A 23,873-nucleotide genomic window follows, 5' to 3' on the forward strand; every position below is an offset into this window, starting at 1 on the left:
GCGCGCTCAGGGCAATTCGGCAACCCACCAGCCGCCGCGACCGCGGGCCTTGACCTGATACATGGCGCGATCGGCCACCCGCATCAGCTCGTCCAGGGTAGTGCCATGCGCGGGGAAGAGAGCGATGCCGATGCTCGCACCGATGCGCAGCTCGCCGCCGCCGTGACGCATCGGCGCATTGAGCGCCTCCACCACCTTGGCCGCCACGGTGCGCGCGCCTTCCGGCGTGTCGACGCGGCTCAGCAGGATGGCAAACTCATCTCCACCGACCCGTGCCACCACATCGCTGTCGCGCACCGCATCACGCAGGCGCAGGGCGACGTGACAAAGCATGCGGTCGCCGGCCTCGTGGCCGTGATGGTCATTGAGCGGCTTGAAGCCATCCAGATCGAAGTACAACAGGGCCATGCCGTGCCCGGCGCGGCGGGCCTGCGCCGCACCCTGCTCGAAACGGCTGCCGAGCTGGACGCGGTTGGCCAGCCCGGTCAGGCTGTCGTGCAAGGCAAGGTACTCCACCGCGCGCTCCTTTTCCTTGCGCTCGGAGATGTCGGCGAGGATCAGCAGGCACTGCAGCAGGTGGCCATCGGCGTCGCGCACTGCAGTGGCGGACAGCGCCACCGGATAGCTCTCGCCGCTGGCGCGGCGGGCCTCGGACTCGCCCTGCCAGGCATCGCCGTCGCGCATCGCCCGCCATAGCGTTGCCAGGGTGGGCTCGCCAGTCTGCGCCGCGAAGGGGTCGAAAACCGTGCCCACCACCGCCGCCGCGCGAAAGCCGGTGATGCGGCTGAAAGCCGGATTGACGGCCTGCACGACGCCATCGGCGTCGAACACCACGATGGCCTCACCGCTGCGCTCGAACAGGCTGCTTGCCACCGCAAGTCGGGTTTCCATCTGGCGACGCTCGGTGACGTCGATGATCAGGCCCACCGTTCCCACCACCTCGGCACGCGCATTGCGGTGCAGGCCGGCACGCACGACCACCTCGCGCACCTTGCCGGCAGCGTCGATGACGCGGAAGGCCTCGTCGTACTCGCCTCCGCGCGCGGCAATGAACTCGGTGCAGCGCCCGCGCGCGCGCTGACGGTCGTCTGGGTGGAGGAGCTCGGACCACGGCAGGCCGAGGCATGCGCTTACCGGACGGCCGCTGAGCTGGGTCCACGCCGGGTTGAGGTAATTCACCCGCTGGCTGGCATCGGTCTGGAACAGCACGTCCTGCATCTGCTCGGCAAGTTCGCGGTGCAACTGTTCGGATTCGGCCAGCCGGCGACCGACGCGCAGCAGATGGGCGACCACGCTGATCGTCATCAGCGCCAGCAGCAAGGCCAGCGCACGGGAGCCCAGCAGCAGCCAGGCGTGGGAGGGTGGTTCGCCGAGCGGCAGCGCGGCCATGCGCCACGAGCCCTCTAGCACATGCACATCGAGCAGAAAGGCGTCGGGGGCCTCGAACACGCTGGCATCACCCCAGAACACCGGCCCGCGGTCGCCCTGGCCGTCGATACCCCGCAAGGCAACGCGGTAGGGCAAGGCCGGATCACCCAGGCCCACTGCGACAATCAGGCGGTCGAAGTCGATCGGCGTGCTCATCAGCCCCCAGTAGCGCCCGCGCGTGCCATTGTCGTCGCCATTGAGATAGATCGGCACGCGATGGATCAGCGCCTGACCGCCCTGCGCCAGCGTCACCGGCCCGGCGAGCACCGGCCGCCCGCTGGCCAGCATCAGCCTGGTCGCCGCGCCCTGCGTGGGGTGATTGAGGAGATCCAGCCCCAGCGCGGCCTCGTTGCCGGCGAGCGGGTGCACCATGGCGATGACGTTGCCCGGGGCCAGGGTGATGTTGCGCAGCAGGGAGCGCTCGCGCATCAGCTCGCGCGCGTGACGGTCGAAATGCAGGGGATCGATCCCCTCATTGAGCACCACCTCGGCGATCAGCCCGGCAGTGAGATTGGCGGCACCGTTGATCTCTCCCTCCAGCGTCGCGCGCAGGCCACCCAGCTCGCCCTGGCGTTCGGCACGCCAGCGTTCGCGCAGGCTGGCATCGGCAAGCGTGCCGACCAGCACCACCAGCGCGGCGGCTGCCAGCCCGACGACGAGCAGCACCACCAGTCCGAGAGATTTGCGCGACGTGCCCTGCATGAACGCCAGTATGAAACGCTTTGATGGAATTTTGGAGTCCGTGACGCCCGCGCCCATGCCCGCGGCTTCCGTTACACTGCCCCCGGGACGCCCGCAAACGCACGGGCGTCAGCCGCCGTACCCACCCACAAGGAGGCCCGCACGATGAACCGACCCACCCGCGCCGAGCACGACCTGCTCGGCGACCGCGAAGTCCCTGCCGACGTCTATTGGGGTATCCACACCCTGCGCGCGCTGGAGAACTACCCCATCACCGGCAAGACCATCGGCTCCTATCCCGAGCTGGTGCGCGCCCTGGCGCTGGTCAAGCAGGCCGCCGCACGCGCCAACAACAAGCTCGGCCAGCTCGACGCCACCCGCCACCAGGCCATCGAGGCAGCCTGCCGCGAGATTGCCGAAGGCCGCCTGCACAACCAGTTCGTCGTCGACGTGATCCAGGGCGGCGCCGGCACCTCGACCAACATGAACGCCAACGAGGTCATCGCCAACCTCGCCCTGGAGAAGCTCGGCTGGCCCAAGGGCCACTACAAGGAGCTGCACCCGATCAACCACGTCAACATGAGCCAGAGCACCAATGACGTGTACCCCACCGCACTGAAGCTGGCGGTGGTGTTTGCCATCCAGGGCCTGCTGGATGCCATGGAGACCCTGCGCGAAGCCTTCGCGGCGAAGGCCGCCGAGTTTGCCGACGTGCTCAAGATCGGCCGCACCCAGCTGCAGGACGCGGTGCCGATGACGCTCGGCCAGGAGTTCTCCACCTACGCGGTGATGATGGGCGAGGACACCGCCCGCCTGCGCGAGGCCATCGCGCTGATCCAGGAGATCAACCTCGGCGCCACCGCCATCGGCACCGGCATCAACACCGACATCCGCTACGCCAAGATGGCCACCGAGTTCCTCGCCGAACTCTCCGGCGTCAAGCTCGTACCCGCCGAGAACCTCATCGAGGCCACCCAGGACACCGGCTCCTTCGTGCAGCTCTCGGGCGTGCTCAAGCGCATCGCCTGCAAGCTCTCCAAGGTCTGCAATGACCTGCGCCTGCTGTCCTCCGGTCCGCAGGCCGGCTTCAACGAGATCAACCTGCCCGAGCGCGCCGCCGGGTCGAGCATCATGCCGGGCAAGGTCAACCCCATCATCCCGGAGGTGGTGAACCAGATCGCCTTCGAGGTCATCGGCAACGACATCACCATCACCATGGCCTCGGAAGGCGGCCAGCTGCAGCTCAACGCCTTCGAACCGATCATCGGCCACTCGCTGTTCAAGAGCATCGAACACCTCGAGGCCGGCTGCCGCACCCTCACCGAAAACTGCGTGCGCGGCATCACCGCCAACCGCGAGATGCTCGCCGAACGGGTGCGCACCTCGGCCGGGCTGGCCACCGCGCTCAACCCGCACATCGGCTACGAAAACTCCACCTGGGCGGCGCGCGAGGCGCTGCGCAGCGGGCGCAGCGTCGCCGAGCTGGTGCTGGAGAAGGGCCTGATGGACAAGGAGGCGCTCGAACAGGTGCTGCGCCCGGACGTGCTCACCGCGCCACGCCGCGAATGACGCCCGCCATGCGCCGCACCCCCGTCATCACCCTGCTCGCCACCGGCGGTACCATCGCCGGGGCCGCCGCCTCGGCCACCGACACCACCGGCTACGCCGCCGGCAGCCTGGGCGCAGCGGCGCTCCTCGCCGCCGTCCCGCAACTCGCCGAGGTGGCCGAGGTGCGCGCTGAACAGCCCTTCAACATCGACAGCAAGGACATCACCCCGGCGCACTGGCTGCAGCTTGCGCGGCGCGTGCAGGCGCTGCGCGACAACCCGGCAATCGACGGCATCGTCATCACCCACGGCACCGACACGCTGGAAGAAACCGCCTGGTTCCTTCACCTCACCGTGCATGGCGACAAGCCGGTGGTGATGACTGCGGCAATGCGCCCGGCCACCGCCCTGTCCGCCGACGGCCCGATGAACCTCTGGGAAGCCGTCGGCGTGGCGGCCGGTGCCGCATTCCACGGCCCCGGCGTGCTGCTCGCACTCGGTGGCGAGGTGTACGGCGCCGACGACTTCAGCAAGGCCCACACCGTCCGCCCGGCCGCCTTCCGCGCCCCGCAGGCCGGCCCGCTGGGCCTCGCCGCACCGCCCACGCGCCTGCGCAACGCCACCTCCGGCAGCGCCGCGAGCCTGCCACGCGGCACGCTCGACGGCCTGCAGACCCTGCCCTGGGTGGAAGTCGTGCACGTCGCCGGCGGCGCCGACCCGCGCCTGCTCGATCTGCTGCGCGAGGCCGGCGCCGCCGGCGCCGTGCTCGCCCTGCCCGGCAACGGCAGCCTGCCGGACGCCTGGTTGCCCGCCATCGAACGCGCTGCCGCCGCGGGCCTGCGCCTGGTGCGCGCCAGCCGCGTCGCCGCCGGCCCGGTCACCCGCCACCACGCCCACCCGGCCGTGCGCCCCGCTGGCTGGTGCAACGCCCTGCAGGCGCGCGTGCTGCTGATGCTGGAGATTGCCGGCGGCGCCCCCGCCCTGTTCGAGCGCGTCGCCCGCGCGCCGGATTGACGCCGCTGCGCGTCAGCGCTGGCGCATGATCATGCGCAGCGACTGCTCATAGGTATGGCGCATGTGGTCCTCGTCGTAGCGCTGCGCGCGCCCCACCGGACAGGCATCGCGCGCCAGGCAACGCGCCCGGCACGGTGAAGCCGGCTGGCGGCGCCAGGCCAGGCATTTCTCCAGCGCAAAGCCGCCCGCACCCATCGCCTGCGCCGGACAGGCAGCGACACAGGGCTGCGCCGTGCACGCACGGCAGGGCGATTCCACCTGCAGGGGCGGCGTCACGGGCAGGTCCGTATCCGCCCACAACACCACCCGGTAGCCAAACCAGCTCCCCCACTGCGGCAGGATGCCGACCATGAAGGGCGTCGCGTGGTGCCAGCCAAGCAGCCGCCCCAGCGCCTGCAGCCCGAGCGGGCTGCCGCCCGGATACAGCACCCGATGACGGCGGCCGGGAAACTGCCGCGCGAACCACTGCACCACCGCATCTACGCTGAAGTCGTCGATCGGATCAGCCGACGCCAGCCCCGCCGCCTTCACCGCGCGCCACAGCAGCGGACCGGCGTTGGCAACGACGATGAGCTGCCCGCCCCGGCATGCTCGCGGCAAGTCTGGAGACAGCGACGCCGGCAGCGCGGCGACGTCGACGACGGCGTGAAGGTTGAGTCCAACCGCGGTGAGCGCGGAGAAGTCCGGATCCGGGGCGGCCATCAGGCGCTCCCAACTGGCTAGGGGTGCCGGATCTTAGCTCAGGTGCCGTGCCCGGAGGCAGTCCGGCAAGACGGCAGTTCGCTGTCGAGGAATTCCTCCGGCGCCGGCAGCGGCGTGCTCGGCAGCACCATGTCCTGCGGCCGCAGCTGTTCGGTGAAGCCTTCCAGCGAGCCCATGCTGCGGCAGTCGCGGCGCGCCACCGGTGCGCTGGTCATGTAGGCGATCACCAGCTGGGTGAGGGCCACCAGCGCCTCGCGATGGGTGCGCTCCTGGGCGTGCGAGGCATCGGCGCCGAAGCCGATCAGCGCGGTGCGGATGTCGTTGCCGGCTTCCACCGCGGCGGCGGAATCGGAACGGTAGTAGCGGAACACGTCGCGACGGTGGGCGATGCCGTGTTCCTGCGCGAGGCCGATGAGCTTGTGGGTGAGGTGGTAGTCGAAGGGGCCGGACATGTCCTGCACGCAGATGGTGGCGGCATGCTCGGAGGTGTTCTGCCCGGGTGCGGCGATGGAGATGTCCAGGCTGACCATCTCGGCGATCTCGCCGTGCAGCGCCGCCGAGGCGCCGGAGCCGACCTCCTCGGTGATGGTGAGCAAGGGATGGACGTCCACCGGCAGGGGCAGGCGATGGTCGCGTACCGCCTTGCAGGCGGTGAGCAGCGCGGCCACCGCGGCCTTGTCGTCGAGATAGCGCGAGTTGATGTAGCCGTCGGGCTGGATCTCGGGCAGCGGGTCGAAGGCGATCCAGTCGCCGACATGGATGCCGGCCGCCTCCAGCTCGGCGCGGCTGGACACCGGCAGGTCCACGCGCACCTCGACATGCTCCCAGCCCACCGGCTGGCTGTCGATCTCGGGGCCGAAGGCATGCCCCGAGGTCTTCAACGGCAGACAGGTGCCGCGCACCTGGCCGTGGTCGGTGAAGATGGTCAGGCGGAAGCCCTCGGCGAAGCGCGCCGACCAGTGGCCGATGGGCACGATGGCCAGGCGGCCGTTGGGCTTGAGCTCGCGCACCATCGCCCCCAGGGTGTCGAGGTGGGCGACGATGGCGCGCGCCGGCTGGGCTTCGCGCCCGCGCAGGGTGGCGCGGATGGCGCCGCGCCGGGTCATCTCGTAGGGAATCTCGAGCGCTTCCAGGCGGCCTGCGGCGTAGCGCACCGCGCCGTCGGTGAGGCCCACCGGGCTGGGGATGGCGAGCAGCTGCAGCAGGGTCTCTTCGAGGTAGGCGTAATCGATCTCGGGCAGGGCAACCCGGGGCAGGGCGGCTTCGTTCATGCGCCGTCTCCTCCGTGGTGGGCGCGCGAGCGCGGGAACAGCAGGTCGACGAAGCGCTCGGCGGTGGGCTGGGGTTCGTGGTTGGCCAGCCCGGGGCGTTCGTTGGCCTCGATGATCACGTACTCCTGGCCGTCGACCGCCGGCACCAGGAAGTCCAGCCCGGTGACCGGAATGTCCAGCTCGCGCGCGGCCTTCTCCGCCGCCACACGCAGTGCCGGGTGCAGTTCGGCGGTGACGTCGTGGATGGTGCCCCCGGTGTGCAGGTTGGCGGTGTTGCGCACGGTGAGGCGCTGTTCGGCCTCCGGCACAGTGTCCAGCGCATGGCCCTGGGCACGCACGCAGCGTTCGGTTTCGGCGTCCAGCGGGATGCGCGACTCACCGCCGGTGGCCGCCGCGCGGCGCCGGCTCTGTTTCTCGATCAGCTCGCGCACCGTGCTGCGGCCGTCGCCCACCACCATCGGCGGACGGCGCACGGCGGCGGCCACCACGCGGTAGTCGATGACCACGATGCGCAGGTCCTGGCCGCTGCAGTACTGCTCGACGATGACCCGCTCGCAGAACTGGCGCGCGCGCTCGATGGCGGCGCGCACCTCGTCGGCGCTACCGAGGTTCACGCTGATGCCCTTGCCCTGCTCGCCTTCCACCGGCTTCACCACCACCGCGCCGTGCGCGGCCAGCAGCGCCTGCCAGGCGGCCTCGTCCGCCGCATCGGCCTGCGCCGGCACCGCCAGCCCGGCGCCACCGAGCAGCCTGAGGGTGACGCGCTTGTCCTGGCAGCGACTCATCGCCACCGCGCTGGTGAGTTCGGAGAGCGACTCTCGGCAGACGATGCTGCGCCCGCCCAGGGTGAGGCGGAAGTAGCCGTTCTCCGCATCCAGCACCTCGGCGTGGATGCCGCGGCGCACGGCCTCGTCGACGATCAGCCGGGCATAGGGGTTGAGCCCGGCCAGCTCCTCGGCCGAGCCGGTGAACAGCGGCTCGTTGATCGCATTGCGGCGTTTCACCGCGAAGGCCGGGATGCGCTGGAAGCCGAGCTTGTCGTAGAGCGCAATGGCCTGGGCGTTGTCATGCATCACCGAGACGTCCATCCACGCACGCCCGCGCGCCAGGTAGTGCTCGGCAAGATAGCGCACCAGGGCTTCGCCGACACCGGGATGGGCGGCCTGCGGGGCCACCGCCAGCGCCCACAGACTGGCGCCGTGCTGGGCGTCGGCAAAGGCCTCGACATGGTCCAGGCCCATCGCCACGCCGATCACCTCGCCGCTCGCGCGGTCCTCGGCGAGCGCGTAGGTGATGGCCCGGCTGGCGCGTTCGCGCCACACCCGCTGCGGGTCCACCGGCACCATGCGGCGCGCACGGTAGAGGGCGTTGATCGCCGCCACGTCGGCCCGCGTGCGCAGGCGGCGCAGGGTGAAGCCGTGGCGGCTGGCGCGCTGCGCGCGGTAGGCGGCCAGTTGCAGACGGAAGGCGTCCGAGGGGTCGAGAAAGAGCTGCTGCGGTGCGCTGGCCACCACCACCTGCGGTTTCTCGACGTAGAAGGCGATGTCGCGCTGCCCGGGGCGCTCCTGCAGCAGTTCGGCGGCCAGTTGCGCCGGGTCGCGCCAGGTCTGCGCCGGCAGCCAGCGCCCCCAGCCGCATTCGACGATGACGTTCTCGGGCATCGCCACCGCCTCGGGCTGCCCGGCGGGCAGGTGCAGGGGCTGGTGGCCGGCGCGCAGCGCGCGGGCGATCTGCTTGCGGATCATCGGGCGGGCCTCAGGCAGCATGGCTCTGCAGCCACCATTCGAGCAGGCCGAGCTGCCACAGCTTGGAGCCGCGCAGCGGCGTGATGTGGGCGGAGGGGTCGGCCAGCAGGGTGTCGACATAGTCCTGGCGGAACAGCCCGCGCCCGCGCGCGGCGCGGCTGCAGAGCGCATCGCGCACGCGTTCGAGCACCGGACCCTGCAGGTACTTGAGCGCCGGCACCGGGAAGTAGCCTTTGGGGCGGTCGATGACCGCGGACGGAATCAGCTTGCGCGCGGCCTCCTTGAGCACACCCTTGCCTCCGTGCGCGAGCTTGTGGCGCGCCGGGATGCGCGCGGCCAACTCGACCAGTTCGTGATCGAGGAAGGGCACCCGCGCTTCCAGGCCGAAGGCCATGGTCATGTTGTCGACGCGCTTCACCGGGTCGTCCACCAGCATGATGGTGGTGTCCAGGCGCAGCGCCTTGTCCACCGGGTCGTCGGCGCCCGGGGCGTTGAAGCTGGCGGAAACGAAGGCCGCGCTGGCGTCCACGCCGTGCCAGGCGGGGTTCACGGTGCGAAGGTATTCGTCGTAATCGCGGTCGCGGAAGGCCGCCAGGTAGTCGCCCACCGGGTCGGCGCTGCCGGCGAGCCTGGGATACCAGTGGTAGCCGCCGAACACCTCGTCCGCACCCTGGCCGCTCTGCACCACCTTGCTGTGGCGCGAGACCGCCTCGGAGAGCAGGTAGAAGCCGATGCAGTCATGGCTCACCATCGGCTCGCTCATCGCCTCGACCGCTTCGGGCAGGCGGGTGAGCAGTTCGGCCTCGGGCACGAAGATGCGCTCGTGGTGGGTGCCGAACTCGCGCGCGACGATCTCGGCGTACTCGAACTCGTTGCCCTTCTCGCCGCCGACGTCCTCGAAACCGACGTTGTAGGTGCGCAGGTCTCGCACCCCGGTCTCGCTCATCAGGCCGACGATGAGACTGGAATCCACCCCGCCGGAGAGCAGCGCGCCCACCGGCACGTCGGCCACCAGGCGGCGACGGACCGCGGCGCGCAGGCCGTCGAGCAGGATCTCGGTCCATTCCTCGAAGCTGCGCGCCTCGTCGGCGGGGTCCTGCGGATACATCAGCGTCCAGAAGCTGCGTTCGCGGCGGCTGCCGTCGGGCTCGATGTGCATCAGCGTGCCGGGCGGCAGCTTGCGCACCCCGGCATAGATGGTGTGCGGCGCCGGCACCACGGCGTGGAAGGAGAGGTAGAAATTGAGCGCGGCCGGGTCCACCGTGGTGTCCACCCCGCCGGCTTCGAGCAGCGCAGGCAGGCTGGAAGCGAAGCGCAAGCCGCCGGGGATCTCCGCGTAGTACAGCGGCTTGATGCCCAGGCGGTCGCGGCCGAGCAGCACGCGGCCGCTGTCGCGCTCCCAGATGGCGAAGGCGAACATGCCGTTGAGGCGCTGGACGAAGTCCGGCCCCCAGGCGTGGTAGGCCTTGAGCAGCACCTCGGTGTCGCCGTGCGAATAGAAGCGGTAGCCCTTGCCTTCCAGCTCGCGGCGCAGCTCAGGGTGGTTGTACACCGCGCCGTTGAACACGATGCCGAGCCCCAGCTCGGGATCCACCATGGGCTGCTGGGCGGATTCGGAGAGATCCATGATCTTCAGGCGCCTGTGGCCCCAGGCCTGGGAGCCCTGGGCGAACACCCCGCCATTGTCCGGGCCGCGCCGCTGCTGGCGCTGGTTCATGCGTGCAATCGCACCCAGGTCGGGGGTCTGTCCGTCGAATCTGATCTCACCGGCAATGCCGCACATAGGTCTTCCTTCTGTTGTTGGAACATGCCTATTGTAGCAAATTGATTTTGCGCAAAAGTTTTAGAGGTCAAACACGCGCTGCGGTAAGCTCTTGAGCCGATTTGAAATCCGCCCCGCTCCGCCATGCCAGGTGAATTCGACCTGATCCGCCGCCACTTCACCCGTCCCGCGTCGCACACCGCGCTTGCGGCGGGCGACGACGCCGCCCTGCTCGCCCCGCGCGCCGGCATGCAACTGGCCGTATCCACCGACATGCTGGTCGCCGGCACGCACTTCTTCGCCGACACCGAACCCACCGATCTGGGCTGGAAGACGCTGGCGGTGAATGTCTCCGACCTTGCGGCAATGGGCGCCGAGCCGCGCTGGGCCTTTCTCGCACTGGCCCTGCCGACGGCCGACGATGCCTGGCTGGCGGCCTTCGCCGACGGGCTGTTCGCCTGCGCGGAGAACTTCGGCCTCGACCTGGCCGGCGGCGACACCACACGCGGCCCGCTCAACCTGTGCGCGACGGTGATCGGTGAAGTTCCCGCCGGCACCGCACTGACCCGCGCCGGTGCACGTCCGGGGGACCTGCTGTGGGTCTCCGGCCAGCCCGGACGCGCGGCACTGGGTCTGCAGGCGCTGCGCGACGGGCTTGCACTGAGTGCCGCCGGGCGCACGGCATGCCTCGCCGCGTTGCACCACCCGCAACCACGGGTGGCCCTGGGTCTGGCCCTGCGCGGCATCGCCAGCGCGGCGCTGGACGTCTCCGACGGCCTCCTCGGCGACCTGCGCCATCTGCTTGCCGCATCGCGCTGCGGCGCGCTGATCGAGCATGCCGCGCTGCCGCTCGGCGCCCTGCTCGCCGACGGCGCCCCGCCGGCGATCGCCGAAGCCGCGTTGCTCGGCGGCGGCGATGATTACGAACTGCTGTTCACCGCCCCCCCGGCTCAGCGCGACACCCTCGCGGCGATGGCGGGAGAGCTCGCTCTGCCCTTACACTGCATCGGTCAACTCAATGCCGACAGCGGTCAGGTGCTGCTGCGCGCGCCCGACGGCAGCGTGCACCTGCCCACCACCGGGGGCTACGACCATTTCGCCTGCTGACATGACCACCACCCCGAACCTCCGCTTCCTGCTCAGCCACCCCGCCCACTTCATCTCGCTGGGCTTCGGCGCCGGGCTGTCGCCGAAGGCCCCGGGCACGGTCGGCACCCTGCTGGGCTGGCTGCTCTATCCGCTGATCCGCACTCCGGTGAACGAGGCGGTGTTCCTCGCCTTCCTGGCCAGCCTGTTCATCGCCGGAGTGATCGCCGCCGAGCGCACCGGACGCGCGCTGGGCGTACCCGACCACGGCGCCATCGTCTGGGACGAGATGGTGGCGATCTGGCTGGTGCTGCTGTTCACCCCCGCCACCCTGCTGTGGCAAGCCACCGCAGTGGTAATCTTCCGCTTCTTCGACATCGTCAAGCCGCCGCCCATCCGCATGGCGGACCAGAAGCTGAAGGGGGGCTTCGGGGTGATGTTCGACGACCTCATCGCCGCCGCCTACACCCTGCTGGTGATCGCCGTCCTCGTACATCTGCTGGGCTGAACGCCATGGACATCGAACTCGCCACCCTCTCCCGCGAACTCGGCGACGCCCTGGCGGCGCGCGGCTGGCGACTGAGCGCCGCGGAGTCGTGCACCGGCGGCTGGATCGCCGCCACGGTGACGGACACGCCCGGCAGCTCGGCCTGGTTCGACCGCGGCTTCGTGACCTACTCCAACGCCGCCAAGTGCGAGATGCTCGAAGTCTGCCCGCTGACCGTGGACAGTCACGGTGCGGTGAGCGAGGAGACCGTGCGCGAGATGGTCGCCGGTGCGCTCGCGCACAGCCTCGCCGACATCGCCGTGGCGGTCTCCGGCATCGCCGGCCCGGACGGCGGCAGCGCCGCCAAGCCGGTGGGCACGGTATGCATCGGCTGGGGGGTATATGGCGACCTGCCGCGGATCGCAACCTGCCATTTCAGCGGCGACCGCGAGGCGGTGCGGCGGCAGACGGTGATCGCCGCGCTGCGCGGCGTCATCGCCCTCGCCAGAGGCGATGCTGACCTGTAATGGTTGCTGTAAATACATTCAGGCACTAGACTGGGGGCTGGCACATTCCAGCAAACTCTGTGCCATAATCCGCCAACCACTCAGGAATACTTCTTATGGACGACAACAAGGCCAAGGCGCTGGCCGCGGCGCTCTCGCAGATCGAGAAGCAGTTCGGCAAGGGTTCGATCATGCGCATGGGCGACGGCAACGTCGAAAAGGACATCCAGACCGTCTCCACCGGCTCGCTGGGGCTGGACATCGCGCTCGGCCTCGGCGGCCTGCCGCGCGGCCGGGTGGTCGAGATCTACGGCCCGGAGTCGTCCGGCAAGACCACGCTGACCCTGCAGGTCATCGCCGAGATGCAGAAACTCGGCGGCACCGCTGCCTTCATCGACGCCGAACATGCCCTCGACGTCGGCTATGCCGAAAAGCTGGGGGTAAACATCACCGACCTGCTCATCTCCCAGCCCGATACCGGTGAACAGGCACTTGAGATCGCCGACATGCTGGTGCGCTCGGGCGGGGTGGACATCGTCGTCATCGACTCGGTCGCCGCACTGACCCCGAAGGCCGAAATCGAAGGCGAGATGGGCGACCAGTTGCCCGGCCTGCAGGCCCGCCTGATGAGTCAGGCGCTGCGCAAGCTCACCGCCAACATCAAGCGCACCAACACCCTGGTGATCTTCATCAACCAGATCCGCATGAAGATCGGCGTGATGTTCGGCAACCCCGAGACCACCACCGGCGGCAACGCGCTGAAGTTCTATTCCAGCGTGCGCATGGACATCCGCCGCACCGGCACGATCAAGCGCGGCGAAGAGGTGGTCGGTTCGGAAACCAAGGTCAAGGTGGTCAAGAACAAGGTCGCCCCGCCGTTCAAGGAGGCGCGCTTCGACATCCTCTACGGCGAGGGCGTGTCGCGCGAGGGCGAGATCATCGACCTTGGCGTCGATCACAAGATCGTCGACAAGTCCGGCGCATGGTATGCCTACAACGGCGACAAGATCGGCCAGGGCAAGGACAACGTGCGCGAGTTCCTGCGCGCCAATCCGGCACTTGCGCGCGAAATCGAGAACAAGGTGCGGGTCGCGCTGGGGCTGAAGGAAATGCCCGCGGCCAGCGCCGAAGCGGCGACCGAAGCCTGATCAACACCATGGAGGGAAGCGCCCTGCGCGAACGAGCGTTGCGTTATCTGGCGCAGCGTGAACACAGCCGCGCAGAGCTCGAGCGCAAGCTCGCCCCCCACGGCACCGCCGAGGACATCGCCAGCGTGCTCAACCGTCTCACCGAACTCGAACTGCTCTCCGATGCCCGCTTCGCGCAGGCCTGGGTGCGGGGCAAGGGCGCGCGCTTCGGCACCGCCCGCCTGCGCCACGACCTCGCCAGCCGCGGTGTGGATGCAGAGCTGATCGCGGCGGCGCTGGCCGGCGACGGCGACGACGAGGAACAGCGCGCACGCTCCGTGTGGGCCGGCAAATTCGGCCGTGCCCCGGGGGATGCACGCGAATGGGCACGCCAGGCGCGCTTCCTGCAGGGGCGTGGCTTCGGCAGCGCGTTGATCCGCAAGGTGTTGAAAGAGATCCCCGATGAGTCTGCTCAAGGTTGAAGGCCTGCAGAAGCGCTACAAGGCGCGCACGGTGGTGCACGACGTCGGCTTCGCCGTCGGCAGCGGCGAGGTCGTCGGCCTGCTCGGCCCCAACGGGGCCGGCAAGACCACCTGTTTCTACATGATCGTCGGCCTCGTACGTGCCGACGGTGGCGAGATCATCCTCGACGAGGAGCGCCTCACCCACCTTCCCATCCACGCCCGTGCCCGCCTCGGCCTCTCCTACCTGCCGCAGGAGATGAGCGTCTTCCGCAAGCTCACGGTAGCCGAGAACATCCGTGCGGTACTCGAGCTGCAAGGCCTTGACGACGCCCAGGCCAGCGCGCGCCTGGACGAACTGCTGCAGGAACTGGGCATTACCCACCTGCGCGACAACATGGCGGTGTCGCTCTCCGGCGGCGAACGCCGACGCTGCGAGATCGCCCGCGCACTGGCCACCAACCCGCGCCTGATCCTGCTCGACGAACCCTTTGCCGGCGTCGACCCGATCGCCGTCATCGACATCCAGAAGATCATCCGCTTCCTCAAGGAGCGCGGCATCGGTGTGCTGATCACCGACCACAACGTGCGTGAGACGCTGGGCATCTGCGACCGCGCCTACATCATCAGCGAGGGGCGGGTGCTGGCCAGCGGCACGCCCGCCAACATCGTCGACAACGAGAAGGTGCGCCAGGTCTACCTCGGCGAACACTTCCGCCTCTGACCGCGATGGCCCGATCCGCATGAAGCCCACCCTCCAGCTCAAGCTCTCCCAGCACCTTACGCTGACCCCGCAGCTGCAGCAGTCGATCAAGCTGCTGCAGCTGTCGACCATCGAGCTCAACCAGGAGATCGAGCGCTTCCTGCTGGAAAACCCCATGCTCGAACGCGAGGACGGCGACGGCAGCGATTTCGGCCCCGGCAGCGGCGCAGCCACCGCCACCAGCGAACGCAGCAGCGAGCAGGGCAGCAGTGACGGTGCTCAGGACGGCGAGCGCGGCGAAGAACGTGCCGAGCACGAGGCCGGCGCCAGCGACGAGGCCGGCGAATGGCTGAGTGCCGGCAGCGGCAGCACCCGCCGCGACGATGACGACGACGTCGATTACCAGGAATTCCAGGCCGCCGAGACCTCGCTGCGCGACCACCTCGACCAGCAGGTGGCACTCTCCCCGCTCTCCGACCGCGACCGCGCGCTGGTGCGCTTCGTCATCGAGGCCCTCGACGACGACGGCTATCTCCACCAGGAGCTCGAAGACCTCCTGCCGCTGCTCCCCGAAGAGCTCGACATCGACCTCGACGACCTCGGCATCGCCCTGCGCCATGTGCAGCACCTCGAACCCGCCGGCATCGGCGCGCGCACCGTGCAGGAATGCCTGAGCCTGCAACTGCGTGCGATGGCCGCCGGCGATGAGCGCGACCTCGCGCTGCGCATCGTCGACGGGCACCTCGAACTGCTCGCCGAGCGCAACTTCGTCAAGCTCAAGCGCCTGCTGTCGTGCGACGACGACGCCCTGCGCGCCGCCCACGCACTGATCTGCCGCCTCGATCCCCATCCGGGCTCGCGCTACGCCGCGCAGGAAACCCGCTACGTGATCCCCGACGTCGTGGTGCGCAAGCTGCGCGGGCGCTGGCAGGTCAACCTCAACCCCGAGGCCATGCCGAAGCTGCGCATCAATGCCCTCTACGCCCAGCTGCTGCAGCAGAACCGCGGCAATGGCGGCGGCCTCACCGGACAATTGCAGGAAGCACGCTGGCTGATCAAGAACGTGCAGCAGCGCTTCGACACCATCCTGCGCGTTTCCCAGGCCATCGTTGACCAGCAGCGGCAGTTCTTCGATCATGGGGAGGTGGCGATGCGCCCGTTGACCCTGCGCGAGATCGCCGATCAGCTCGAACTGCACGAATCGACGGTGTCACGGGTCACCACGCAGAAGTTCATGGCCACCCCGCGCGGGGTGTTCGAGTTGAAGTATTTCTTCGGCAGTCACGTCGCCACCGATACCGGTGGAGCGGCATCCTCCACTGCGATTCGCGCGCTGATTCGCCAGCTGGTGGATGCCGAAGACAGAAAGAAGCCCCTGTCCGACGCCAAGATTGCCGATTTGTTGGGCCAGCAGGGTATCGTCGTCGCGCGGCGCACTATCGCCAAATACCGCGAATCGCTCAATATCCCGCCGGTCAGTATGCGCAAGACGATCTGAACCGAAACAAGAGGAGTCATCATGAATCTCACCATCACCGGGCATCACGTGGAAGTCACCGCCGCCCTCCGCGACTACGTGACGTCGAAGCTCGACCGCGTCATCCGTCACTTCGACAACGTCACCAGCGTCGGCGTGATCCTGTCGGTGGAAAAGCTCGACCAGAAGGCCGAAGTGACCCTGCATGTGCGCGGCAAGGACATCTTCGTCGAAGCCCACAACGGCGACATGTACGCCGCCATCGACGCGATGACCGACAAGCTCGAACGCCAGGTGCAGAAGCACAAGCAGAAGCTGCAGGACCACCACCACGACGCGCTCAAGCACCAGGCCACCGAAGAGTGAGCCACTCCTTACCGCTTTCGGTTTAGGGTGCGGGTATAATGCGCGCGTTTTCCGTCAGCCCATTGCCTCCCGGCACCCGACCGAACCTTCCCCGCACGGCCCCCAGGCGGGCGCCGTGCGTGGCATGACCGCATGAGCCTGATCGCCCAACTCCTTCCCCCCGCCAACGTCGTCATCGACCTCGACGCCAGCAGCAAGAAGCGCGTCTTCGAACAGGCCGGCCTGCTGTTCGAAAACCAGCAGAACATTGCCCGCAGCGTGGTCTTCGACAGCCTGTTCTCGCGCGAGCGGCTCGGTTCCACCGGCCTGGGGCAAGGCATCGCCATCCCCCACGGGCGCATCAAGGGCCTTGCCGAAGCCACCGGTGCCTTCTTCCGCCTCGCCACCCCGGTACAGTTCGACGCTCCCGACAACCGTCCGGTGGACATGCTGTTCGTGCTGCTGGTCCCCGAACAGGCCAACGAGACCCACCTGCAACTGCTCTCCGAGCTGGCGCAGATGTTCAGCGACCGCAACTTCCGCGACACCCTCCACCAGGCGCCCGACGCCGCTTCCATTCACGCCCTGTTCGCCAACTGGGGCCCGCATGCGGCAGACGAGCGTAGCGCAACTGCATGAGGCCTTGCATCGGCGCCTGGCGCTGACGCATGTCTGCGGCCGCCTGGAAGCCGTCATCCGGGTCAGCGAGGAGCGCATCTGGCCAGCCGATCTGGTCGGCCACCTCAACCTCATCCATCCGCAGCGCCTGCAGATCCTCGGCGCCGCAGAACTGGCCTGGGCACGCCGTCAGTCGCGCGAGAAGATTGCCCACCATCTCAACGAGATCCTTGCCGCCCGCCCGCCCGCGATCATCGTTGCCGACGGCTGCGAGACCCCCAACCTGCTGCGCGGGCTGTGCGAAAACTTCGGCGTTGCGCTGTTCACCACCACCCAGCCTTCCGCCGGCGTGGTGGACCAGTTGCGCCTCTACCTCTCCCGTCAGCTCGCCGAAAAGATCTCCCTCCACGGCGTCTTCATGGACGTGCTCGGCCTCGGCGTGTTCATCACCGGCACCTCCGGCGCCGGCAAGTCCGAGCTGGCGCTGGAACTGATCTCACGCGGCCACGGCCTGGTCGCCGACGACATCGTCGAGTTCTCGCGCATCGCCCCCACGGTACTGGAAGGGCGCTGCCCGGAACTGCTGCAGGACTACATCGAGGTCCGCGGCCTCGGCCTGCTCAACATCCGCACCATCTTCGGCGAGACCGCCTGCCGGCGGAAGATGCGCCTGCGTCTGGTCTGCCACCTCGAACGCCGTCAGCCCGGCGAGGACGACCCCTCGCGCCTGCCGATGGCCCAGGAGATGCAGGACGTGCTCGGCGTGCAGGTACCGCGCGTCATCCTGCCGGTGGCCGCCGGGCGCAACCTCGCCGTGCTGCTCGAGGCCGCGGTGCGCTCGACCATCCTGCAGCTGCGCGGCGTGGACTCCACCCAGGACTTCATCGACCGCCAGGCGCGCGCCCTCGCCAGCGCTGAAACAAGCTGAAAGCCGCCCCCCGCAGGGGGGAAAACGCCGTATCATGACGGCGGCACAAACGAGACCAACCGCAGCTTTGCCCGCCCCAATCCTCCCGGTGCGCTCCACGAACACCGAGCCGCACACCCCCTCCGCCGCCCTTGCGCCTCCCGCGCAGGACCTGCCGGCGGCGCTCGCCCGATGAACAAGCTCCCCCAGCACTTCTTCGAAGATCGCCTGCACATCCTGCGCACACGCTGGGAGCAATATCTGGCCGGCGGCTGCCACGAGCAGTTCATCGAGTTCGTTGTCGCCGTCAACAGCCTCGCCGAGCACTTCAGCCGCCTGCGCCTGCCCGGTCTGGTGCGTCTCTGCGAAGGGCTGGAGAACGCGGTGCTCACCCACATCGGCGAGCGCCACTGCCATCCCCTGCCTGCTTCCGACGTCGCCGCCCTGCAGCGCCAGCTCGACACCCTGATCGGTGCCGTGGGCACCACCACGCGCCCCGCTCCCGGCATCGAGCGGCGCGCCGAACCGCCACCGCCGGCAGCAGACATCGACTGGGTCAAGCCGCGCGTGGTCGGTCTGGTGTCGGCCATCGGTCGCGAGGAACTCACCGACGGCCTCGAGCGCCAGCTGCGCTTCTTCGGCTTCGAGGTCATCCGCAGCAACTGGGCTTCACCACCGGCCTCCCTCGACGAGCCGCTGGCGGTGCTGTTCGTGCCCGCAGGGGCCGACGCCACCGACATCGAGCTGGCCCTCATCGGTCGTTACCGCCAGGCCTGCCCGGCCAGCCAGCTCTTCTATCTCGGCGTCAACGCGCGCATCGAACCCATCGTCGCGCTGATGCGTGCCGGCGTGGACGTCGCCGTACCTGTCGCGGAGCCGCCATCGACGGTGGTCAACCGCCTCCTCGACCTCGTCCAGACCCACGAACAGGAACGCTACCGCGTGCTGGTGGTGGAGGACTCGCGGGTCGCCGCCACGCTGATCCGCCGCACCCTTGCCGAGCACGGCATCGACAGCGAGAGCATCGGCGACCCCGGCACCCTGCTCGAAGCGCTCCACGACTACCGCCCCGACCTCATCCTGATGGACATGTACATGCCGCGCTTCACCGGCGTGGAGGCCACCCGGGTGCTGCGCCAGATGTCGGCCTACCAGTCGCTGCCGATCATCTACCTGTCGGGTGAATCCGACGTCGGCATGCAGGTCGAGGCTCTGCGCCTGGGCGGCGACCAGTTCCTCATCAAGCCTTTCAACCCGGTGTTGCTGCCCGCGGTGGTGAAGACCCAGATTGCCCGCTTCCGCGAGATGCAGCGCTCCAGCCAGGTGGACGGTCTCACCGGACTGCTCAACCACTCCACCGTCAAGGCCCGCCTGAAGGCGATGGTCGAAGCCGCCGCCCCCGGCGCCCGCTTCACCGTCACCATGCTCGACATCGACCACTTCAAGGCCATCAACGACACCTACGGCCACCCTGTCGGCGACCAGGTCATCCGCGGCCTCGCCTGGCTGCTCAAGGCCCGGCTGCGCGACACCGACCTCATCGGCCGCTACGGCGGCGAGGAGTTTCTCATCGCCCTCGCGGATGCCGACCTGACGCTGACCCACACCGTCATCGACCGCATCCGCGCAGACTTTGCCGCACTGCCGCACACCCATCCCGGCGGCGCCCTGCACGCCACCTTCAGTGCCGGGATGAGCGCCTTCCCGGCCGTCGACAGCGCCGCCGCACTCACCGAGTTCGCCGACGCCGCCCTGCTCAACGCCAAACGCCTGGGACGCAACCGGGTGGAAAGCAGCCCCGGCTGAACGCCACCCGCGCCGCGCCAGCCTTGCCGCAGTGCGGCATGGGCTGCTACGCTCGATCCCTTTCGCGCCCTCTGCCCGCCCCCCATCATGACCCAAGCCCCCCCGGACTACCTGGAACGCGTGCTCAACGCCCAGGTCTATGACGTTGCCGTCGAAACCCCGCTCGACCTCGCCAGCAATCTGTCCGCGCGCCTGCACAACCGCATCTACTTCAAGCGCGAGGACATGCAGCCGGTGTTCAGCTTCAAGCTGCGCGGCGCCTACAACAAGATGGCCCAGCTCTCGCCGCAGGCCCTCAAGCGCGGGGTGATCTGCGCCTCGGCGGGCAACCACGCCCAGGGCGTCGCGCTCTCCGCGCAGAAGCTCGGCGTACGCGCGGTGATCGTCATGCCCACCTCCACGCCGCAGATCAAGATCGACGCGGTCAAGGCGCGCGGCGGCGAGGTGGTGCTGGCCGGCGACTCCTATTCCGACGCCTATACCCACGCGCTGGAACTGGAGAAGGCGGAGAAGCTGACCTTCGTCCACCCCTTCGACGACCCCGACGTAATCGCCGGCCAGGGCACCATCGGCATGGAGATCCTGCGCGCCCACCCCAAGCCCATCCACGCCATCTTCTGTTGCGTGGGCGGCGGCGGCCTGATCGCCGGGGTGGCGGCCTACGTCAAGCGCCTGCGCCCGGAGACCCGCATCATCGGGGTCGAGGCGGTGGACGCCGACGCCATGACGCGCTCTCTGGCCGCCGGCAAGCGCGTGGTGCTCGATCAGGTCGGCCTGTTCGCCGACGGCGCCGCGGTGAAGGAGGTCGGCAGCGAGACCTTCCGCCTCTGCCAGCAGTACGTCGATGAGATGATCCTGGTGGACAACGACGCCATCTGCGCGGCGATCAAGGACGTCTTCGAGGACACCCGCTCCATCCTCGAGCCGGCCGGCGCGCTCGCCGTGGCCGGCGCCAAGGAATACGCCAAGCGCCACAAGCTGCGCGACAAGAGCCTGGTGGCGGTGGCCTCCGGCGCCAACATGAACTTCGACCGCCTGCGCTTCGTCGCCGAGCGCGCCGAACTCGGCGAACAGCGCGAAGCCGTGCTGGCGGTGACCATCCCGGAAAAACCCGGCTCCTTCCGCAAGTTCATCGGCGTGCTCGGCAGCCGCAACATCACCGAGTTCAACTACCGCTACGCCGACGCCACGCGCGCCCACATCTTCGTCGGCGTCACCGTGCACAACCGCGCCGATGTCGGCCGCCTGGTGGAACTGCTGGCGCGCCACGAACTGCCGGCAGTGGACCTGACCGACGACGAGATGGCCAAGACCCATGTGCGCTACATGGTGGGTGGGCGCGCGCCGCAGGTGGACAACGAACTGATCTACCGCTTCACCTTCCCAGAGCGTCCCGGCGCGCTGATGAACTTCCTCTCCAACCTGCATTCGGACTGGAACATCAGCCTCTTCCACTACCGCAACCATGGTTCCGACTTCGGCCGCGTGCTGGTCGGCATGCAGGTACCGCCGGGCGACCGCGGCGCCTTCCAGGACTTCCTCGACCGCCTCGGCTACGCCTACGTGGACGAAAGCGCCAACCCCGCCTACCGCCTCTTCCTCGGCTGAAGCCGCAGCGCGGCGCTCACCGCGCCGCCCGCGGCGCGAACACGCCGGCCTCGGTGACCAACCAGTCCATCGGACGGTCATGAGGCTGCGGAAACACCGTCCCGGTGCGCCCGCACTCGAAGCCCACGCCCACCGCCACGGTGTCGAGCACTGCCAGCGTGCGGTCGAAATATCCCCCGCCGTAGCCCAGACGGTAGCCCTCGCCATCAAAGGCATTCAGGGGCACCAGCACGACGTCCGGACGCACCGCCGGCCCCTGCGCCGGATAGGGGATGCCGTGGCAATCCACGGCCAGCTCCATGCCCGGCCGCCAGCCACGGAACGTCAGCGGCGCATTCTTGTCCAGTACCGCGGGGAGCGCCGCGCTGCGCTCCGCCGCCGCATCCAGCCAGGCCGCCAGCCAGGCGCGCAGGTCGGCCTCACCGCGCCACGGCCAGCAGAAGGCCACGCAAGCCGGCCGGAGGTCGTCGAAGAGGCGCTCCAGGTGTGCGACAAGGCGCCCGGTGAGCACCTCCCGCGTCTCTTCGGGCAGGGCTTCACGGGCGGCGATGGCCGTCGCACGCAGAGTGCGGCGGGCTGCGGCGGGGTCAGATGTAACAGGCGCGGCGATGGATTTCATTGTGGTAACTTGCGCGGCTTCTCGGGGAGGATGGTAAGCGATGGGCAACTGGGTGTGGGGGTTCGTGCTCGCCTGCAGCGTATTGCTCGGCGGGCCGGCACAGGCGCAGAGCGGCGACGCGCGCATCCTCGCTGCCCGCGAGGCGCTGCGCACCGGCGACCGCGCCACCCTGGAACGTCTGGCCAGCCAGCGCGAACCGCATGAGCTTGATGCCTACGTGCATTACTGGCTGCTGTTCAACAAGCTCGCCCGTCCCGACCCACCACCGGTGGCGGAGCTCGAAGCCTTCCTCCGCCTCCACCCCGGCACCCTGCTCGCCGAGCGCCTGCGCGGCGACTGGCTGCGTCGGCTGGCGAAGGACGAGCAGTGGCCCGCCTACCTGCGCCTCTACGCCGCGCTGGAGCGCCCCGACGCCGAACTGCGCTGCCATGCCTGGCATGCCCGCCTGCGCACCGGAGACGCCACCGTCAGCGCGGAAACCGCAGCCCTGTGGACCGAAGAGGTCGGCAACCACGCCACCTGCAACCCCGTCCTGCAGGCCCTGGCGCGCAGCGGCGCGGTAAGCAGCGAGCAGGTATGGTGGCGTATCCGCCGCCAGGTCGAACTGCGCGACCCCGCCCCTGCGCGCACCACCCTGCAATGGCTGCCGGCCAGCGAGGCGCCGGCGCTGGCCAGCTTCAACCGCGCCCTCGACAACCCCGGCCCCTTTCTCGACCGCCTGCCTGCGGGCCTCACCGCGCGCCGCGAAGGACGCGAACTGGTACTGGTGGCGCTAGCCCGGCTGGCGCGCGAAAACCCCGAGGCGGCCTACGTCAACCTGATGCGTCTGCGCGCCCAACTCGATGCCGACCAGATCGCCTACGCCCATGCCGCACTCGCCCTGCGTGCCGCCTACCGGCAATCCCGCCAGGCCCTCGACTGGTTCGACGCCGCCGGCACCATCCCGCTCAGCGCCGAGCAGCGCGCCTGGCGCATCCGCGCCGCGCTCCGCCACGGCGACTGGGGGCGTGTGCGCCTGGGCATCGAGGCCCTGCCCGCCACGGAGCGCGACTCCGCGGAGTGGATCTACTGGCTCGGCCGCGCCCACCAGGCCCAGGGCAATGGCGCTCTCGCCAATGAACTCTATGAGCGCATCGCCGGCGAGCATCACTTCTACGGCATGCTTGCCGGCGAGGAACTCGGCCGCCTGTTCACCCTGCCGCCACGCCAGGGTGCCGGCCAGACCCCGCGCGGGGGCGCCGACAACGACCCGGCGCTGCGCCGCGCGCTCGCCCTCTACCGCCTCGACATGCGCTTCGACGCCCAGCGCGAGTGGAACTGGGCACTGCGCGGGCGCGATGAAGCCTTCCTCGTCGCCGCCGCCGAGCTCGCCCTGCGCCACGACATCTACGACCGCGCGATCAACACCGCCGAACTGGCCAGCAACCGCGACCACTTCGAACTGCGCTTCATCACGCCCTACCGCCAGGTCATCGAGCCGCAGGTGCAGCGCCAGGGGCTGGAAATGAGCTGGGTGTACGGGCTGATGCGCCAGGAGAGCCGCTTCATCGCCCCCGCACGCTCCAGCGCCGGCGCCCAGGGCCTGATGCAGGTGATGCCTGCCACCGGCCAGTGGGTGGCCCGCAAGATCGGCCTGCCCAACTACAGCCAGCGCATGCTCACCGACCCCGACACCAATGTCCTGCTCGGCACCAGCTACATGCGCATCATCCTCGACGACCTCGACAACCACCCGGTACTGGCTTCCGCCGGCTACAACGCCGGCCCCGGCCGCGCGTGGCGCTGGCGCGACGAACGCCCGCTGGAGGGGGCGATCTACACCGAGACCATCCCCTTCGACGAAACCCGCGACTACGTCAAGAAGGTGATGGCCAACACAGTGATCTACGCCGCCCTGCTCGACGGCCGCCCGCAGTCGCTGAAGACCCGCCTGGGCACCATCGCGCCGCGCACCGACGGCGGCAGCTGAGGCC

Annotated in this window: 21 protein-coding genes; 15 read left to right on the forward strand and 6 right to left on the reverse strand. The window is 69.2% G+C overall.

Annotation, left to right across the window (positions count from 1 at the left end; all coding sequences use genetic code 11):
• Positions 1-6: 6 nt before the first annotated feature.
• A complete protein-coding gene (locus C8261_RS11800) occupies positions 7-2,130 on the reverse strand; it encodes a sensor domain-containing diguanylate cyclase (RefSeq protein ID WP_181358935.1) in 2,124 nt (707 codons plus the stop codon).
• A gap of 144 nt (positions 2,131-2,274) precedes the next feature.
• Between C8261_RS11800 and aspA the strand changes: the two genes are divergently transcribed.
• The gene (aspA, locus tag C8261_RS11805; RefSeq protein ID WP_107493924.1) at positions 2,275-3,678 is read left to right on the forward strand and encodes an aspartate ammonia-lyase; all 1,404 of its coding nucleotides are present in this window, start codon (positions 2,275-2,277) and stop codon (positions 3,676-3,678) included.
• Positions 3,679-3,686: 8 nt separating this feature from the next.
• On the forward strand, positions 3,687-4,670 hold the full coding sequence (locus tag C8261_RS11810) for an asparaginase (protein ID WP_107493984.1): 984 nt from the start codon (positions 3,687-3,689) through the stop codon (positions 4,668-4,670).
• Between the two features lie 12 nt (positions 4,671-4,682).
• Here the strand turns inward: C8261_RS11810 and C8261_RS11815 are convergent, their stop codons facing one another.
• The 4 genes from C8261_RS11815 to C8261_RS11830 are packed head-to-tail and all read right to left on the reverse strand — an operon-like array spanning position 4,683 to position 10,171.
• A complete protein-coding gene (locus tag C8261_RS11815) occupies positions 4,683-5,372 on the reverse strand; it encodes a hypothetical protein (protein ID WP_107493925.1) in 690 nt (229 codons plus the stop codon).
• Between the two features lie 38 nt (positions 5,373-5,410).
• Positions 5,411-6,643 (reverse strand): osmoprotectant NAGGN system M42 family peptidase, encoded by a 1,233-nt coding sequence (locus C8261_RS11820; RefSeq protein ID WP_107493926.1) that lies wholly within the window; start codon positions 6,641-6,643, stop codon positions 5,411-5,413.
• On the reverse strand, positions 6,640-8,409 hold the full coding sequence (gene ngg, locus C8261_RS11825; RefSeq protein ID WP_235864909.1) for an N-acetylglutaminylglutamine synthetase: 1,770 nt from the start codon (positions 8,407-8,409) through the stop codon (positions 6,640-6,642). Before ngg ends, C8261_RS11820 begins: the two co-directional genes overlap by 4 nt.
• Complete coding sequence (locus C8261_RS11830) at positions 8,399-10,171, reverse strand: N-acetylglutaminylglutamine amidotransferase (RefSeq protein ID WP_107493927.1); 1,773 nt, start codon at positions 10,169-10,171, stop codon at positions 8,399-8,401. Before C8261_RS11830 ends, ngg begins: the two co-directional genes overlap by 11 nt.
• 123 nt (positions 10,172-10,294) lie before the next feature.
• On the opposite strand from C8261_RS11830, the gene thiL reads away from it, so the two are divergent.
• From thiL to ilvA, 12 genes are all read left to right on the forward strand, one after another.
• Positions 10,295-11,257: a thiamine-phosphate kinase gene (thiL, locus tag C8261_RS11835; RefSeq protein WP_107493928.1), complete on the forward strand. Its 963-nt coding sequence runs from the start codon at positions 10,295-10,297 to the stop codon at positions 11,255-11,257.
• A 1-nt stretch (position 11,258) separates the two neighbouring features.
• Positions 11,259-11,744 (forward strand): phosphatidylglycerophosphatase A family protein, encoded by a 486-nt coding sequence (locus C8261_RS11840; RefSeq protein ID WP_107493929.1) that lies wholly within the window; start codon positions 11,259-11,261, stop codon positions 11,742-11,744.
• A gap of 5 nt (positions 11,745-11,749) precedes the next feature.
• The gene (locus C8261_RS11845; RefSeq protein ID WP_107493930.1) at positions 11,750-12,250 is read left to right on the forward strand and encodes a CinA family protein; all 501 of its coding nucleotides are present in this window, start codon (positions 11,750-11,752) and stop codon (positions 12,248-12,250) included.
• 95 nt (positions 12,251-12,345) lie between these two features.
• On the forward strand, positions 12,346-13,377 hold the full coding sequence (recA, locus tag C8261_RS11850) for a recombinase RecA (protein WP_107493931.1): 1,032 nt from the start codon (positions 12,346-12,348) through the stop codon (positions 13,375-13,377).
• Positions 13,378-13,385: 8 nt separating this feature from the next.
• Positions 13,386-13,838: a recombination regulator RecX gene (recX, locus tag C8261_RS11855; RefSeq protein WP_107493932.1), complete on the forward strand. Its 453-nt coding sequence runs from the start codon at positions 13,386-13,388 to the stop codon at positions 13,836-13,838.
• Positions 13,819-14,541: an LPS export ABC transporter ATP-binding protein gene (gene lptB, locus C8261_RS11860; protein ID WP_107493933.1), complete on the forward strand. Its 723-nt coding sequence runs from the start codon at positions 13,819-13,821 to the stop codon at positions 14,539-14,541. Before recX ends, lptB begins: the two co-directional genes overlap by 20 nt.
• A 19-nt stretch (positions 14,542-14,560) precedes the next feature.
• Complete coding sequence (locus C8261_RS11865) at positions 14,561-16,018, forward strand: RNA polymerase factor sigma-54 (RefSeq protein WP_107493934.1); 1,458 nt, start codon at positions 14,561-14,563, stop codon at positions 16,016-16,018.
• 21 nt (positions 16,019-16,039) lie between these two features.
• Positions 16,040-16,363 (forward strand): ribosome hibernation-promoting factor, HPF/YfiA family, encoded by a 324-nt coding sequence (gene hpf / locus C8261_RS11870; protein ID WP_107493935.1) that lies wholly within the window; start codon positions 16,040-16,042, stop codon positions 16,361-16,363.
• Positions 16,364-16,495: 132 nt separating this feature from the next.
• On the forward strand, positions 16,496-16,981 hold the full coding sequence (gene ptsN / locus C8261_RS11875; protein WP_107493936.1) for a PTS IIA-like nitrogen regulatory protein PtsN: 486 nt from the start codon (positions 16,496-16,498) through the stop codon (positions 16,979-16,981).
• Entirely contained in the window at positions 16,950-17,888 is a 939-nt protein-coding gene (hprK, locus tag C8261_RS11880) for an HPr(Ser) kinase/phosphatase (protein ID WP_107493937.1), read from the forward strand. The genes ptsN and hprK overlap by 32 nt, the downstream gene beginning before the upstream one ends.
• A gap of 171 nt (positions 17,889-18,059) precedes the next feature.
• Positions 18,060-19,673 carry a diguanylate cyclase gene (locus tag C8261_RS11885; protein WP_107493938.1) on the forward strand — a complete coding sequence of 538 codons (1,614 nt, stop codon included), beginning with the start codon at positions 18,060-18,062 and terminating at the stop codon, positions 19,671-19,673.
• A gap of 87 nt (positions 19,674-19,760) precedes the next feature.
• On the forward strand, positions 19,761-21,281 hold the full coding sequence (gene ilvA, locus C8261_RS11890) for a threonine ammonia-lyase, biosynthetic (RefSeq protein WP_107493939.1): 1,521 nt from the start codon (positions 19,761-19,763) through the stop codon (positions 21,279-21,281).
• Positions 21,282-21,297: 16 nt separating this feature from the next.
• Here the strand turns inward: ilvA and C8261_RS11895 are convergent, their stop codons facing one another.
• The gene (locus C8261_RS11895; RefSeq protein WP_107493940.1) at positions 21,298-21,900 is read right to left on the reverse strand and encodes a 5-formyltetrahydrofolate cyclo-ligase; all 603 of its coding nucleotides are present in this window, start codon (positions 21,898-21,900) and stop codon (positions 21,298-21,300) included.
• Positions 21,901-21,940: 40 nt separating this feature from the next.
• Here C8261_RS11895 and C8261_RS11900 point away from each other — a divergent pair, with 40 nt between their 5' ends.
• On the forward strand, positions 21,941-23,869 hold the full coding sequence (locus C8261_RS11900) for a lytic transglycosylase domain-containing protein (RefSeq protein WP_107493941.1): 1,929 nt from the start codon (positions 21,941-21,943) through the stop codon (positions 23,867-23,869).
• Positions 23,870-23,873 lie beyond the last annotated feature (4 nt).

The organism is Pseudothauera lacus, assembly GCF_003034845.1.
In the GTDB taxonomy this organism is placed as follows: domain Bacteria; phylum Pseudomonadota; class Gammaproteobacteria; order Burkholderiales; family Rhodocyclaceae; genus Pseudothauera; species Pseudothauera lacus.